The 15585-nt window shown below is 63.2% G+C and carries 11 protein-coding genes; 8 read left to right on the forward strand and 3 right to left on the reverse strand.

Annotated features, from left to right (window positions below; all coding sequences use genetic code 11):
- Window positions 1-10: 10 nt before the first annotated feature.
- The 5 genes from AB1286_RS23040 (at window position 11) to AB1286_RS23060 (ending at window position 8349) form a co-directional block, all read left to right on the forward strand.
- A complete protein-coding gene (locus AB1286_RS23040; RefSeq protein WP_430365562.1) occupies window positions 11-769 on the forward strand; it encodes a DotU family type IV/VI secretion system protein in 759 nt (252 codons plus the stop codon).
- A gap of 37 nt (window positions 770-806) precedes the next feature.
- Window positions 807-4964 carry a type VI secretion protein IcmF/TssM N-terminal domain-containing protein gene (locus tag AB1286_RS23045; protein WP_430365563.1) on the forward strand — a complete coding sequence of 1386 codons (4158 nt, stop codon included), beginning with the start codon at window positions 807-809 and terminating at the stop codon, window positions 4962-4964.
- Window positions 4961-6073 carry a type VI secretion system protein TssA gene (gene tssA, locus AB1286_RS23050; RefSeq protein WP_430365564.1) on the forward strand — a complete coding sequence of 371 codons (1113 nt, stop codon included), beginning with the start codon at window positions 4961-4963 and terminating at the stop codon, window positions 6071-6073. Before AB1286_RS23045 ends, tssA begins: the two co-directional genes overlap by 4 nt.
- A gap of 25 nt (window positions 6074-6098) precedes the next feature.
- Window positions 6099-7481, forward strand: coding sequence for a DNA/RNA non-specific endonuclease (locus AB1286_RS23055; RefSeq protein WP_430365565.1), 1383 nt, complete (start codon window positions 6099-6101; stop codon window positions 7479-7481).
- Window positions 7482-7593: 112 nt separating this feature from the next.
- On the forward strand, window positions 7594-8349 hold the full coding sequence (locus tag AB1286_RS23060) for a Fic family protein (RefSeq protein WP_430365566.1): 756 nt from the start codon (window positions 7594-7596) through the stop codon (window positions 8347-8349).
- 10 nt (window positions 8350-8359) lie between these two features.
- Here AB1286_RS23060 and AB1286_RS23065 read toward each other — a convergent pair whose 3' ends face one another.
- The gene (locus AB1286_RS23065; RefSeq protein ID WP_430365567.1) at window positions 8360-9262 is read right to left on the reverse strand and encodes a LysR family transcriptional regulator; all 903 of its coding nucleotides are present in this window, start codon (window positions 9260-9262) and stop codon (window positions 8360-8362) included.
- Window positions 9263-9384: 122 nt separating this feature from the next.
- Between AB1286_RS23065 and AB1286_RS23070 the strand changes: the two genes are divergently transcribed.
- Window positions 9385-10137, forward strand: a complete 753-nt coding sequence (locus tag AB1286_RS23070; RefSeq protein WP_430365568.1) for an SDR family oxidoreductase — start codon at window positions 9385-9387, stop codon at window positions 10135-10137.
- Between the two features lie 44 nt (window positions 10138-10181).
- Window positions 10182-11087 (forward strand): SDR family oxidoreductase, encoded by a 906-nt coding sequence (locus tag AB1286_RS23075; protein WP_430365569.1) that lies wholly within the window; start codon window positions 10182-10184, stop codon window positions 11085-11087.
- 28 nt (window positions 11088-11115) lie between these two features.
- Here the strand turns inward: AB1286_RS23075 and AB1286_RS23080 are convergent, their stop codons facing one another.
- Entirely contained in the window at window positions 11116-11976 is an 861-nt protein-coding gene (locus tag AB1286_RS23080; protein WP_430365570.1) for a LysR family transcriptional regulator, read from the reverse strand.
- 127 nt (window positions 11977-12103) lie between these two features.
- On the opposite strand from AB1286_RS23080, the gene mdtD reads away from it, so the two are divergent.
- A complete protein-coding gene (mdtD, locus tag AB1286_RS23085) occupies window positions 12104-13534 on the forward strand; it encodes a multidrug transporter subunit MdtD (protein WP_430367290.1) in 1431 nt (476 codons plus the stop codon).
- Here mdtD and AB1286_RS23090 read toward each other — a convergent pair.
- On the reverse strand, window positions 13531-15489 hold the full coding sequence (locus tag AB1286_RS23090) for a putative bifunctional diguanylate cyclase/phosphodiesterase (protein ID WP_430365571.1): 1959 nt from the start codon (window positions 15487-15489) through the stop codon (window positions 13531-13533). The genes mdtD and AB1286_RS23090 overlap by 4 nt on opposite strands.
- Window positions 15490-15585: the final 96 nt, after the last annotated feature.

Consider the following 15585-nt stretch of genomic DNA (forward strand, 5'->3'; position numbering starts at 1 on the left):
CGACACCAAGATGGCACGCAATCGTATTGAAACCGAAGAGAACGACCCCGCGATGGAGCAGTTTCGCGCGTTCCTCGACGAGCTCGTCAAGGCGCAAAAGCGGTTCTCCGAGGCGGCCGGAACCGATGCCGAAGAGGCCGCGCAGGGGATGTCGCGGCATCTGCTGAACGTGCTCGAGATTCAGACGCTGCAATCGCGTCGCGAGAGCACGCGCTTCGACATCGAGAACGTGGCCGACGCCCGTTACCTGAAAGCCGTGCTCGCCGACGAGTTGCTGCTCAACGCGCAATGGGCCGGGCGCGAGCGCTGGACGTCGTACCTGCTCGAATCGACGCTGTTTCGGACCAACATCGCCGGCGATCTCGTCTTCAAAAAAATCGAAGAGTTGTTGTCGGATCGCGAGCCGTCACGGCGGGAGATCGCGCGTCTGTATCTGTTCGCGCTCGCGATGGGCTTTCAAGGGCGCTTTCGCGGCGGCGGCGACGCGGCCGATGCGCGCCTGCGCAGCTACCGCGAGGAACTTTACGAATTCATCTATCAGCGCCGTGCCGATTTGGGCGGGCGCGATCGCGTGGTGGCGCAGTCCGCCTATACGAATACGCTCTCGCATATCGCGCCGCGCAAACTGCCGAGCGTGAGCCGTTGGAGCGTGATGGCCTTGCTCGCGGTGGTCGCATTGCTCGCCATCTCGGAGATTTTGTGGCTGTGGCAATCCTGGCCGGTTCGTCAGGCCCTGCACGGCGATACCGTGGTGGGGGTAAGTTCATGAGCGCCTTGCATCGTTCGTTCATTGCGGGGGCGGCGGCATGCTGACGAGCAATCTATTCTTACTGTCCGTTGCCGTGCTGATCGCGCTCGTGCTGGTCGTGCTCGGCGCGGTGCTGTGGATCGCCGCGCATAGCGCGCAGAACAAGCCGGCCGCCGAACGCAAGATCGTGCGGCTGCGCACCGATTCGCTGCGCAATGCGTTTCGCCAGGCCGTGGAGTTGATCGAAGGCAACATTGCCTCGCGCAGCGAACGTTACAACGTTCCTTGGGTGATCGTCCTGAATGAAGGCGACGACCCGCGGCCGCTACCGATCGCACAGGCGGGCGTGGCGAGCGTGTTGAGTTCGGAGGCCGCCAATCCGGCCGCGATCCAGGGAATCTCGTGGAATTTTTTCGATCGCGGCATCGCCATCGACATCAAAGCCGCGTACCTCGGCTCGCCCGACGAGGAGAGCGACGAGAAGCCTTGGGACGAATTTCTGAGCCTGTGCCGCAACTATCGGCCGCAGCGGCCGTTCGATTCGGTCGTGGTCACCGTGCCGGCATCCATGCTGCTCGCCGATCACCCCGACGCGCGCCTCGAACTGGAACGCCACGCCAAGCTTGCGCACCGCCGCCTATGGCTCGCGCAAAATCGCTTCGCGATGCGTTTCGCGGTCTACGTCGTCGTGACGGGATGCGAAGCGCTGCCCGGCTTCGCCGCGTTCGCGCGTGCGTTGCCCGAGCCGCTGCGGGCGAGCATGCTCGGCTGGTCCTCGCCGTTCGATCTATCGACGACCTACCAGTCGAACTGGGTCGATACCGCGATGGGCAGCATCGAGCGGGCCGTGTCCGATGCGAGCGCCGAGCTGTTCACGCTCGATACGGGTAGCCTCGACGTACAGGGATGTCTGTTGCTGCCGGCGCGCGTCGAAACGATGCGCGCGCAATTGCAGCTCTACGTCGACGAGTTGATGCGGCCGAGCGCCTACCACGAGCCGTTCTTCTTCCGCGGCATCTATTTGACCGGCGACAGCGGCGAACTCGCGCAGCGCGGCGAAGGTGACGAGCAAGCCCGTGAAGGCGAAGCGATCGAGTCGCCGGAGGCCTACGATCCGTATGCCGAGCGCGCCGAACCGCGCTTCGCGGCGGAGGCAGGCGCCGATTCGGCGGACGAGGGCACGCACGACGGCAGCCGTGCATTGAACGATTTGATGTTGCAGCCGGCCTTTTTGCGCGACCTGTTCGAGAAAAAGATCTTCCTCGAATATGGTTTGACGCGCCCGTCGCGCTCGCAGCACCTGACACGGCCGATGCTGCATCGGGCGGTCCGCTGGGGCGGCATTGCGCTGTTGGGCGGATGGGCGTTCGGCCTCGCGGGCGCGACGCTCGCGCTGAGCCACCGCAATCCGAGGCTCGTCGCCGCGCTCAACGAATTGCACGCCGATGCCCAGGAACGCGATGCCGCGGCGCGCGGCGGCGAGTCGTTGCCGGCCGACTGGTACCGCAGCAAAACGTTGTCGCTGATCGGCTTGAACGGCGAACATATCGGCACGCTTTGGACCGTGTTCATGCCGGGTTCGTGGAGCGTCTTCGACGATCTGGACGAGCGCGTGCGGGCGCGCTTCGAGCGCGAGTTCGGCGAGATTGCGCTGACGGCGCTCGAACGGGAGATGCTTGCGCACGTGAGCCGGATGACGGGCGTGGCGAGCGATCCCAGCACGGGACAACTGATCGTCGGCGACGATTGCGCCGCGCCGGCGCTCGGTAGCGACTCGCCGGTGGTCGGCAGTTTGGCCGTCGAAGACTTGCCGGCGATGCAGGCGATGCAGCGTTACGTGACGTCGGTCGATCAACTCGATGCCGCGCTCGCCGCCATGCAACGCCTGCAACGGCCCTCGCCCGGGAACGAAGAGGCACTCAGGCTTGTCGTGCGCTACGCGTTCGGCGCCGAGTTGCAGGGCAATGTGGCCGGCAGCCTGCGCTATTTTTACCGCGACGTATCGAGTCGCGGCGACGCCTACGCGGCGGACCGCACCGGCGGTTTGAACGTGACGGTCATCGGGCAAGCGGTGCGTTGCACGTTCGACAAGGGCGCGCAGCAATTGGACGCGCAGATGTTTACGGCGAACCCGCTGCTTGCCGCCGAGCGCGCGGTCACCGGCCAAATCGATGCGCTTTCGGTCGGCAGCGTGGGCCTCGGCGATTTCGGTCAGACGAGCGCGAGCTATCGGGCGATCGTCTCCGGTATCGATACGCAGCAGACGCTGCTCGCGTCGGGTAAGGCGGGCTGGATGCATCAGACGCAGTTCAATCCGGGACCGGTATGGGATCGTACGTTCATCCGCGCGGCTCAGGACCGGCTGCTCGGGGCCGATCTCGTCTCCCGCCTGCGCGAACGTTCCGGCACGGCGTTCCAAGTCTTCGCCACTGAAATGGCGCAGCGCTTCGGCGGGCCGGACGGCGGCGTCGTATGGATGGATAAGGATGCGCGCTATGTCGTTTCGCCGGCGCGCCTTGCGTTGCGCGACGGTTTAGCGAAGCTGTTGTCGCAGCCGTTCATGGTGGCGCCGCGCAATCTGCCGTTGCCGACGGTGCCCGACGGTTCGATCGTGACCTGGGACCGCACGCAGCTCGACCAAGCGATCGCGCTCGGCGACGAACGCAAACACTATCTCGCCGAGGGGTTGGCGACGTTGCCCGACGCGGTTCGCCCCGCCGTGCAACAGGCGCTCGATGCCCAGTTCGCGCGGCTTGTTCTCGACCAAGTGGCGTCGGCCGCTTCGGTCTCGCCCGCCGAGGGCGACACGGCGGGCGCAGCCAATGCTTCATTCGACGCGGCTCGGCCGCGCCTTGTGAAGATTCGCGCCACGCTCGCGGAGATGGGCGCGAATGCGCAGGCGGCCGATCTGGATACGCTCGTATCGAGCGACGCGATGCAGCATCTTCGCCTCGTCGATAACGCGCTCGCTCAATCGGATCTGTATGCGACGCGCCCGGCCGGTAGCGGTGCGAGCGGCGGCAAACCCGTGCTCGCGGCGTTCGGCGTGGGCGATGCGGCCGCGCTCAACGTCTATTTGCAGCAGCAGTCGCTGCGCGCGCTCGAGCTGGGCAAGCAGGCGAAGACGTATCTGTCGGCGCTCGACAGCGCCGATGCGAATGCGCCGCTCGCCCAGCGTTGGCAGGCGATCGTGACCGATCTCGACCGCTATCAGCTCAAGAACCCGAACAGCAGTTTGCTCATGCTCGAGCAATTCCTGCAAACGGTCGCGGCCGATCCGAACGCCGGCGAGTGTGTCGAGCGCTTCCCGGCGCGCCCGGCCGGCGTGGGCGGCGACTATTTCACGTCGCTGCATATGCGCTTGTACGACAGCTTGCTCTCGCGCTGCGGCTCCGGGCTCTCGGATGCGCTGCGCGGCGAATGGGACGGTTTCGCGTCGATCTACAACCAAAGCGTGGCATGGCGGCGGCCTTTCTCCGGCCCGCTCGTTCCCGCCAAGGCGAACGATACGCCGGCGATGCCGGCCGATTACGGCGAACTCGGCGTGGCGCTCAAGCGCTACGAGCAGGTAGCGCCGGCGCTTCGATCGGCCGGTGCCGGTGCGAAGGCGCTTCGCGCGAGTTCGGTGCGGCATTTCGTCGAGCAGTTCGATCCCGTGGATGCGCTGCTCGCGCCGCTCTATCCGGGCGCGGACGGGACGACGGCCGGTTATGACGTCACGGTCGATTTCCGTGCCGACCGCGCGGGGGAAGTGGCCGGCAATCAATTGATCGACTGGACGATTCGCGTCGGCGATCACAGCGTGTCGCTGCAAGACCCCACGCAATCGGTGCACTGGGAATACGGCATGCCCGTGACGCTCGTGTTGCGCTTCGCGAAGAACTCGCCGCTCAACGCGAAAAACGATCCGGCGCAGCGCAACTTCACGACAGACGGGGAAACGTTGACCTGGCAGTTCTCTGATCCCTGGGCGCTGCTGTCGTTTATTTCGGAGCAGCGCGTAGCCGATACGACCGTGCGGGCGAGCGCGGGCGCGTCGCTGCTGAAGTTCGAGTTTCCGCTCGCGACGTCCAATGCGACCGACACGGCGCTCGTTGCGAAGTATCCGCGCGGCCGTGTCTATCTGCGCGTGCGGCTGACGCCGGGCGGTAAAAAGATTCCGCTCGCCTGGCCGAGCAGCTTCCCGACACACGCCCCGATCTGGAGCACATCATGAACCCGTCCGATTTGATCGAAGCCGAGTTGAGCTTCGCCGTCGATCTACAGCCTTTGCTGAGCCCGTTGCCGGAAGGGGATGGTGTGGGCGTGTCGCTGCGATCGGATCCGATCTGGCAGCGGATACGCGACGCCCAGCGCGAGGACGATCCCACCTTGCCGATGGGCGAGTGGGAGCGTCCGCTCGTGAAGGCCGATTGGCACACGGTCGCCTCGCTCAGCGCCGATGCGCTGCGCCTGCGCAGCAAGGATTTTCATCTCGCGGTGTGGCTATGCGATGCGTGGACGCGGCTCTATCGGCTCGAAGGGTTGATGGCCGGCGTGAAACTGCTGACCGAACTCGTCGATCGATATTGGGAGCATGCGTACCCCGCGATCGACGGCGACGACGTGGAGGCGCGTGCCGCGCCGCTGCATTGGATCAGCCGCCGGCTCGAGACGGTGCTGAAGTTGCATGTGCCGTTGATCGGTCTATCCGTGGAGCCGGGCTTCGTCAATTTGGACGACTGGCAGCGCGTCGTGGCGGCCTCGTTGCAAGACGACGATGCGCCGGCGACGGGTTTGCCGCGGGAAATGCTCGATCGCGAGGCGGCGCAAGGGTCGAACCTTGCCTTGTTGCGGCAGCTCGAGCGGACTGCGGCAACAGTGCTGACCGCGATCGAAGACCTATCGCGCCGGCTCGACCAGCGCTTGGGCGACGACGCGCCGAGCTTTACCCGCGTGCTGGCCACGCTTGGCGAGTTGCAACGCGCGGCGCGGGCGCTGCGCGGCAATCATGCGTTGGATGAAGCCGTGCCCGCGACCTCGGCTAGCCACGATGTCGACGATATTCGCGTTGACGATAGCGACGACGCGCACTTGGAGGTTGAGATGCAGCCCCGAACCCTCCCCCTTACGCGCGACCACATCGTCGATCGCGCGCATGCTTATCGATTGCTCGAAGACATTGCCCGCTACCTGGCGGAGCACGAGCCGCACAGTCCGACGCCTTACCTATTGGCGCGCGCCGTGAGTTGGGGCCATATGCCGTTGCCTGAGCTGATGCGTGACATCGTGAGCCAAGAGGGCGATCTCGGGCGCTATATGGCGATGCTCGGCGTCGAGCCGTAAGCCGAATTGGGGAGAGGGGGCGACGATGGCGAAAGTTCTGGCTTGGTGCGTGCAAACGGCCGCTTTTCAATTCCATCCGGCAATGCACATGCCCGTGGGTCTGGCAGCGATTTACCAAGTGCGTGAGCGCGTCACGCGCGTCTATGCATTGATCGATGCCGGTGCGAAGAAATCGGGCGAGCGCAAGAATTTGAAGTCGTATCCGGTCTCGCTTCGACTCTTCGATGCGAGCATCTTCCACTCCGAAGGGGACTACGACGAAATGCCCCCGCACACCGAACGGGGGCACTTGATCGCCGACGTGTACGGCGGCGCCGACGACGAACGCAACCTCGTTCCAATGCCGCGTTTGTTCAACCAGCAGACTTGGAAGACGCAGGTAGAAGCGGCGCTCACGACGATTGCGGCTTCTCGGCGCGACGAACTGCTCGGCATGAAGATCGATTGCTTTTACGACGGACGCGATCCGCGAATTCCCTCGCGATACGTCGTGGATTTCTATACGTTCGGCAAGAAGAACGACCTGCGTATTCGCGCCGGGTGGGAGAACGTGTTGTCCGGTCCTAACGCGATTTTCGGCGACATTCCGCGCGGTTATCAAAGCTCGATCGGACTGTTGTTCAACCCGTTCAGTTTCAAGCATATGCGGACGCTGACGTTGACGCCGAGCTTGCCGAGTCCGGTCCTGCCCGACGATGTTTCCGTCGTGGGGACGATGAATCTGGCCACGCTGCGCGCGCTGGCGACCGAGTTGCGTGAGCCGCTACTGGAAGCCCATGCACACGTGGAGAAGACGGGCTGGCGATTGGAAAACACGCATGAGGCAAGATTCTCGAGTTTCAAGCTGCCGCCGCCGCATCGTCGACCATACGCCGCGCTCGACTATATGCTCGAAGAATATATCTTGCAGCGGATCCATCCGAAACTGGAGGGCATGAGCCTCGGCAAATGTTTCCACGCGAGCGGGTTCGACGATTGGCAGCGCGAACTGATCTTCGCGGCGAACATGATCTTCAATCGCTACGATTGCCTGCTCGTGTCGGACAACGACGACGATGAGGTATATCGCGAAGTGGAGGTGACGATGGATCTGACCGCGCCGCCCAACCCTCGATCGACGATGGGACGTTACGAGTACGCGGTACGCGAATGGGCGCAGGCGGTCAATTTGGCGCCGCGCTTCAAAGTGCCGCGCGGCGCGTTGTTTTTAGACTCGACCGCGTTCGCGCCGCAGGTCGATCACATCATCGCGAAAGCGGGGTCCGGCAACGGGATCGATGCGTTCAGCAATGCGCAAGTGGTCAGCGGCCGATGGAATCGCGCGAAATCCGACGACGTGATCGAACCGGGGACTGTGTCGCAGGAGCGGGAATGGATTAGTCCGCGCAAGCGCGTTCGGACTTTGTGAGGCGGGTTTGGGAAAGGCGAGCGGACAGCGTGCGCGTGGTGGAGTAAGCAACTGACTTATACTCGGTTCAGCGTCGGCGTCCGGTGCCGATATTGAAACGCGCGAAGAACTCATGGATGCATCGCTGAAAACCTTGCTGGATGCCGTTGCCGCCGACAAAGCGAAGCTTGATGCTGCGCGTCCGCTGCCGCCGCATACACTGGCATCGTTGCGCGAAAAGTTTACGCTCGAGTGGACCTATCACTCCAATGCAATCGAAGGCAACACGCTGACGCTGCGCGAAACCAAAGTGGTGCTGGAGGGCATCACCGTGGGCGGTAAGTCGCTACGCGAGCACTGCGAGGCGGTGAATCATCGCGATGCGATTCGCTATGTCGAAGAGAGTGTCGCAAAGCAAGAGCCGCTCACGGAATGGCAGATCCGCAACATTCACATGTTGGTTCTCAAAGGGATCGACGACGGCGAGGCGGGGCGCTATCGGCAGGAAAACGTGGTGATCTCGGGTGCCAGCACCGTGCCGCCGGACTTCCTGCACCTGCCGGCGGAGATGGCTGCGCTCGTGGATTGGTATGAGCAGGCAAGAGCGATGAGTCCGGTCGAGCGCGCGGCTGAACTGCATACGCGGTTCGTGAAGGTTCACCCGTTCGTCGACGGAAACGGCCGGACGGGGCGTTTACTACTCAACTTCGAATTGATGAAGTTCGGCTATCCGCCCGCGGTCATCCGTAAGGAAGACCGGCTGGATTACTATGATGCGCTCGATGAGGCCTGTGTGAGCGGCGCCTTCGAGGGCATTACGCGTTTGGTCGCCGAGTCGGTCCAACGCTCGCTCCAAACATACCTCCAAGTGCTCGGCCTACGCACGTAGCGTCCCGTTTCTACTTCAGCACGGTCCGCAGATATTCCGTCGAAAAGTCGATAAATGCCCGCACGCGCAACGGCAGCCGGCGTTGCACGGGATAGACGATCTGTGCGGGCAGGGGCTTCGCGTGCCACTTAGGGAGGACGCGCACGAGACGCCCTGAAACCAAATCCTCGTCGATCAGCCATTGCGGCAATACGGCGACGCCGAGCCCCATGCGCGCGGCTTCGCGCATGCTGGTGACCCCTTCCGAGATCATCACCGGGTCGATGGCGATCGTCCGCTCCGCTGCCCCCGAGCACAACACCACGTCTTTAGCGCCGCCGAACTGGCTGCTCGATAGCGCAATCCAGGCAACGCCGCCGATGGTATCGATCCGGTTCAGGCCTTTGTGCTGCGCGACGAACGACGGTGCGGCCACAGGGAAGCGCTTGATTTCCCCGAGCGATCGGGCGACGACCCGCTCGTCGGTAAGCGTTCCGGCCACGATGCCCGCGTCGCAACCTTCTTCGATCATGTGCAACGGGCGGTTCGAATAGCCCAGTTCGATCCTGACGGCCGGATGGGCCTGGATGAAGCTGCTGATCAACCGGCTGACGACAGATTGGCCGAAGTCGATCGTCGAAAATACGCGAATACTGCCGGCTAATGAATGCTCGTCTTCGCGAAAGCGCTGCTGCGCTTCGTCCGCGAGCGACAGTAGCGCTTGCGCGTCGGCAAGGAAACGATGCCCCGCGTCCGTCAGATGCATGCGATGGGTATCGCGACGAATCAGCGGCGCGGCGCATTGCGCTTCGAGCGAGCGAAGCTGACGGCTCAACGTCGGTTGCGTGACGCGCAGTTTGCGCGCGGCGGCGGAAATGCTGCCGCTCTCGACAATCGAGACAAAGGCTCGAAGCAAAGTAAGGTCGTCGAACATGATCATACGGTTTGTGCATAGGCGATATGACGGTTATGCGCATTCCAAGATAACCGATTCGGCGGGAAGATGCACCCATCGCATCAACGAACCAGCCCACCCCACCGAAAAGGAGCATCGAAATGAGCAAGCAAACGAACGCAGGCAAGGTCGCTATCGTCACCGGCGCATCGCGCGGTATCGGCGCGGCGATCGCCACGCGGCTGGCCGCCGACGGCATGGCGGTCATCGTCAACTACGCGGGCCGCCAAGCCGACGCCGACGCTGTGGTCGAGCTAATCACGGCGAGCGGCGGCCGTGCGGCCGCGATCCAAGCGGACGTTGCCGTGCCCGCGCAGGTTGCCGCGATGTTCGATCAGGCGATCACGCTGTTCGGCGGCGTCGATATCGTCGTCAACAACGCCGGCATCATGCAGCCCGGCTTGACGGCCTTGGCCGATACCGACGATTCGCTGTTCGATCGGCTGGTCGCGATCAACCTAAAGGGCACTTTCAATACGCTGCGGATCGCGGCGAACAAGCTTCGCGAGGGCGGGCGCATCGTCAACTTCTCGAGCAGCCTGACGGCGCTTGCCATGCCCGGATATTCGATCTATGCGGCCACCAAAGCCGCCGTGGAGACGATGACGCTGATCTTCGCGAAGGAGTTGCGCGGACGCCATATCACGGTGAACGCCGTGGCGCCCGGGCCGACGGCCACGGATCTGTTCCTGAAGGACAAGACGCCGGAGCAGATCGACCGTCTTGCGAAGATGCCCCCGCTCGAGCGGCTGGGTACGCCGGAGGACATCGCCTCGGTCGTGTCGTTCCTCGTCGGCCCGGATGCGGGCTGGATCGACGGCCAGACCATCCGCGCCAATGGCGGCATCGCCTGATCGTCGCTCGTTCGTCTGTCCATACCCCGCTCAAGGAGAACATCATGAAGAAGGTTATCGTCGTCACGGGTGCATCGAGCGGCTTCGGCCGGTTGAGCGCCGAAGCGTTGGCCAGGGCCGGTCACGTCGTCTATGCGTCGATGCGCGCGACGACTGGACGTAACGCCGACACCGTTCGCGCCATGGCGGACTTTGCCGAGCGCAATAAGGTGGATCTGCGTACTGTCGAACTCGACGTCCAGTCGCAGGAGTCGGTCGATGCGGCCATTGCCCGGGTGATAGCGGAGACAGGCAGGATCGACGTGCTTGTACATAACGCCGGCCACATGGCGTTCGGCCCCGCCGAAGCGTTCACGCCCGAGCAATACGCTCAGCTGTACGACATCAATGTCCTCAGTACGCAACGCGTGAATCGGGCCGTGCTGCCGCATATGCGCGAGCGGAAGCAAGGCTTGTTGGTGTGGGTGTCGAGCAGCAGTTCGGCCGGCGGCACGCCTCCCTATTTAGCGCCGTATTTCGCGGCTAAGGCGGCGATGGATTCGATCGCCGTTCAATATGCCCGCGAGTTGTCGCGCTGGGGGATCGAGACGTCGATCGTTGTCCCGGGCGCCTTTACCTCCGGCACGAATCATTTCGCGCATGCCGGCGCGCCTGCCGACAAGGCGACGTTCGCGCAATACGACGACGGCCCCTACGCCGGATTCGGCGAACAGATCCAGCAAGCGTTCGCCGCGATCGTCCCGCCCGATGCCGACGCCAGCCTCGTGGCCGATGCGATCGTCGATGTCGTCGGCGCGCCCTTCGGCAAGCGGCCGTTCCGAGTGCACGTCGACCCGGCTCGCGATGGCGCCGACGTCGGCTTCGCCGTACTGGACCGGCTCAGATCGGAAATGCTGCACCGCGTGGGCATGGCCGACCTGCTCGAGCCGCGTCGAGACGATCGAGCATAGTGTTGCACTCCTGCGCCTCGGGCGACGATCAGTCCTCGATCCACGATCCGCGCAGGTCGCTGTCGCCAAGCAGTTGCAACAGCGTGCCAGCGGGACGACTGAGCCGTCTCGCCGCGAGCGCGATGAACTCGATATCGGGCAGCGCCGGTAGGCTAGCGGCGTTCAGCGGCTGCGATAGGCCTCGCCCCGATAGATATTGCGCCCGGACCGTGATGCCGAGCCCGGCACGGGCCGCCGCGATGCAGCCCGAGTGGCTGCTGCTCGTGCAGACCACCTGCCACCGAAAATCGGTTTGCGCGAGCGTGTCCAAAACAACCGCCCGCGTCACGCTGGGTTCGGCGACCAGAATTAGCGGCAACGGTTGGTCGAGATCCACGTGCGTGCCCGTGCGTGCGATCCATTCGAGCCGCCCGGTAAACAGCGGAACGCCGCGCTTGTCGCCGAGCCGCCGCTTGCCGACGAGCAAGTCGATCGACCCTGCATCGAGCAATTCATAAAGCCGGCCCGTCATGCCGATGACGATTTCGAGCTCGACGTCGGGATGCGCGCGGCGGAAGGCGGCCAGTACCGTGGGCAGCGGGCCGAGCGCGATGTCGTCGGAAGAACCGAGGCGCACGCGGCCTTTGAGACGCGGTCCGCGAAATTGCGATTCGGCGCGCTCCATGGCCTGCAAGATCACGCCCGCATGCGCGAGCATGGCCTCGCCGTCGGGCGTCAACGCTTGCGAGTGCGTGTCGCGCACGAGAAGCCGCCGCCCGACGGCCTCTTCCAAGCGGCGGATATGTTCGCTGACGCTCGATTGCGTCAGTCCCAACTGCCGCGCGGCCTCCGTGAAGCTGCGGCAAGCGGAAACCGTTGCGAAGGTCTTCAACCAGACAGGATTGAGCATGGGCGGATGGTTATCGGCAATGCCGATAACAGTCAATGTCGTTAGTGGGGTTCGCGATTGAAACCGATTCCAATATCATATTCTTGTTTCCAAGGATGGCATCGACGGCGTGGAAAGAGCTCGTTTCATTGGGCTTTTTGAAGCGCTCGAGAACTTGAAGATGAGCAAGGATTCAACCCAGACCGCGCTACTTTGGATCGTCGCCGCGGGTTTTTTCATGCAGGCGCTCGACACGACGATCGTCAATACTGCGCTGCCCTCCATCGCGCACAGCCTCGGCGAGCAACCGCTCGCGATGCAGTGGGCCATCGTCGCTTACACGTTGACGATGGCCACGCTGACGCCGGCGTCGGGCTGGCTCGCCGACCGGTTCGGCACTCGCCGCGTCTATTTCGGTGCGATCCTGATTTTCGTGTTGGGTTCGATTAGTTGCGCGAGTGCGCATACGCTGCAACAACTCGTGATCGCTCGTGTCTTGCAGGGTATCGGCGGATCGATGCTGTTGCCGATCGGCCGGCTCGCCGTGTTACGCAGCGTTAGCGCGGAACAATACGTTTCGGCGCTCGCCTTGATCTCGGTTGCGGGGCAGGTCGGGCCGATCGTCGGGCCGACGCTCGGCGGTTGGTTCGTCGAGGCGATCTCTTGGCATTGGATATTTTTGATCAACGTGCCGATCGGCTTGATCGGGATGTTCGCCGTCTATCGCTATTTGCCGCGAGCGGACGGCAGCAGCGCGCCGCCGTTCGACGTCGGCGGCTGCGCGTTGCTGTCGCTGTGCATGATCGCGTTTTCGCTCGCCGTCGATGCGCCGACGCAATCGCACCGCGCGGCATGGTCGGCCGCATTGTTCGCGCTAGGTCTCGTTGCGGCGCTCGCTTATGTGCCGTATGCGCGGGGCCGTCGCAATCCGCTGTTCAAACTGTCGCTGTTTCGCGAGCCGAATTTTAGCGTAGGCCTGATCGGCAACTTGGTTTGCCGCATCGGATCGAGCGCGGTGCCTTTCCTCGTGCCGCTGCTGTTGCAACTTGAACTCGGGTATGCGCCGTTGCAGTCGGGCTTGATGATGCTGCCGGCCGCGCTCGCCGGAACGGTCGCCAAACGTTGGATCGCGCCGTTGATCCACCGTTACGGATACGACACATTTTTATTGGCGAATACGTTGATCGTGGGCGGCGCGATCGTGGCATTCGCGTTGATTACGCGCGACACGCCGGCGATCGGCACCATCGTCGTGCTGTCGATTTTCGGCGCGGCCAACTCGATGCAGTTCGCGGCCATGAATAGCGTGACGCTCAAAGGCCTGTCGCACGAGGATGCGGGTGGCGGCAACAGCCTATTTTCGATGGTGCAGATGCTGGCGATGGGGCTGGGTGTGTCGATCGGCGGGACGCTCGTCAAACTGTTTTCCGGCCACACGGGATCGAGCATCTTCGGCTTTCGGATGAGCTTTATCTGCGTTGGCGCGATCACGCTCGTGGCGGCGCTGATCTTCCGGCAAATCGAAGACGCGCCGCCGGCCGCCGCATCGGCAAAGCCGGTAACGGCGGGCGGCCGTTAGCCGAGACAGCCGAACGTACGAGCGGAAAGCGCGAGCCGTTCGGCCGGGCAGCCGTCCATGGCGGCGGGCTTGCCGAAGTGATAGCCCTGCATGAAGTTGCAGCCGAGTTCGGCGAGCGCGGCGGCTTGCCGCTCGGTTTCGACGCCTTCGATTACGCAGCTCAGTGCCAGGTTGCGGCAAAGCTCGACGATCGTGCGTACGATCCCTTGTGCAAGCCGGTCTTGCTCGATATTGCCGACGAACGTGCGATCGACTTTCACGCTGTTCAGCGGCAATTGATGAATGCAGTGCAGGCTTGAATACCCGGTGCCGAAATCGTCTAGGGCGATCTTCGCGCCGAGCGCACTCAGTTGCGATAGCGCCGCGCGGCCCTTCGCGAAATCCTCGATGACGGCTGTTTCCGTGACTTCGAACGTCAGCCGGCTCGGATCGACATGGCTTTGCAAGACGATCTGGCGAATACGTTCGACGGCATCGGGCGAAGCGAGATCGCGCGCAGAAAGATTGACCGAGACGCCGACGCGCATATCGCTGCGCTCCATGAATGCAAGCGCTTTGCGCAGCAGAACGGCGGTCAACTCGTGAATCAGATCGCTTTTTTCCGCGACCCGAATAAACACATCGGGTGGGATCTTTCCCAGGGTCGGGCTCTCCCAACGCGCGAGCGATTCATACGAGACGATCTCGCCGGTTGCAACGTTCAGGATCGGCTGGAAATGCAGGGTCATCTCGCGCTCGAGATCGGCTTGCCGCAGTGCTTGCTCGATGCGGCCCAGGTGCCGGATCGTGCTTTCGTGCTGCTCGGAAAAGATCAGGGCTTGCCCGCGCCGGTGTGCCTTCGCATGATAGAGCGCATAGTCCGCGCGCTCGAACAGCTGCTCGGCCGTGCGGCCCGCCTCGGGGAACAGCGCGATCCCGATCGTTGCGGAAATGCGCGCCGTGATCTCGGACAACGCATAAGGCTGGCGTAGCGCATCGCAAATGGCGGTACTGATCGCAAGCAGCGCATCGTTTGACGAGACATGCCCAAAGACAAGGCCGAATTCGTCCCCGCCCAGCCGAGCGATCTGCAAATCGTCGCTCGTGAAGGCCTCCAGCCGGCGTCCGACTTCACGCAGCAAGCTATCGCCCGCGCGGTGTCCGTGTAAATCGTTGACCTGTTTGAAGCCGTCGAGATCGACGATGCCGACGGCGAAGCGCGTTTCGTTCAAGCGCTCATGCGCGAAATGCTGGCCGAGGCGGCTCAGAAAATGGCGGCGATTGGGCAGCGCGGTCAGACTGTCGATATTCGCTAGACGTTGGTTCTCGTTGTTCAGCGCGAGCAATTGCTGCTGCTTGTCCTCAAGTACCTTCTTCGCGTTGACGAGATCGGAAAAATCGCGATAGTAAGTCAGTAGGACCTTGACCATCGCGATGGAGACCAACATCACGTTCATCGCGATCGCGAGCAGCACAGGATTGCCCGTCATCGAGAAGAAGACGACGAACGGGCCCAGTACGATCGCCGTGAGCAGCAACGCGGCCATGCGCATATGCATCAAACAGAAGATGCAGGCGATGACGGTGATCGACATGTAAAACGCGACGTGCGTCCGCTCGTAAGCGCCACCGTACGGATATAGGCTCAGGCCCCAGAACGTGAAGGCCACGCCGAACAGCACGACGAGCACCACGGTGTTTCTCATCCGGACGGCGATTTGGCCGTCGGTCAATACCATCCCTAGGGCGCGCCGGCGCGCCCAGACGAAAAGCCGCAACATGCAGCCTGCGCAGAGGACCGCGGGGATGATCTTGCTCATCACGGCGGGCGCGCTTTGGACGTGCGTGTACGCCACGGCGATGCTGTTGACCATCAACGTGAAGTAAAGCAGCGGCAACTGCCGTGAGAACGCCTCGAACTGGCTACGCATCAATGCGATGTTCGGTGCGTTGCTGCGCTGGAATAGGTTTGTCACTCGCATTCAGTGCATGAGTCGGTCGATGCGGATCCGCTTGCGCGAAAAGCGCCTTTCCTTGTTTACGGGTCAGTCAGCAAATTCTGAAGGCGGTGC

The organism is Trinickia sp. NRRL B-1857 (assembly GCF_050470685.1).
Classification (GTDB): domain Bacteria; phylum Pseudomonadota; class Gammaproteobacteria; order Burkholderiales; family Burkholderiaceae; genus Trinickia.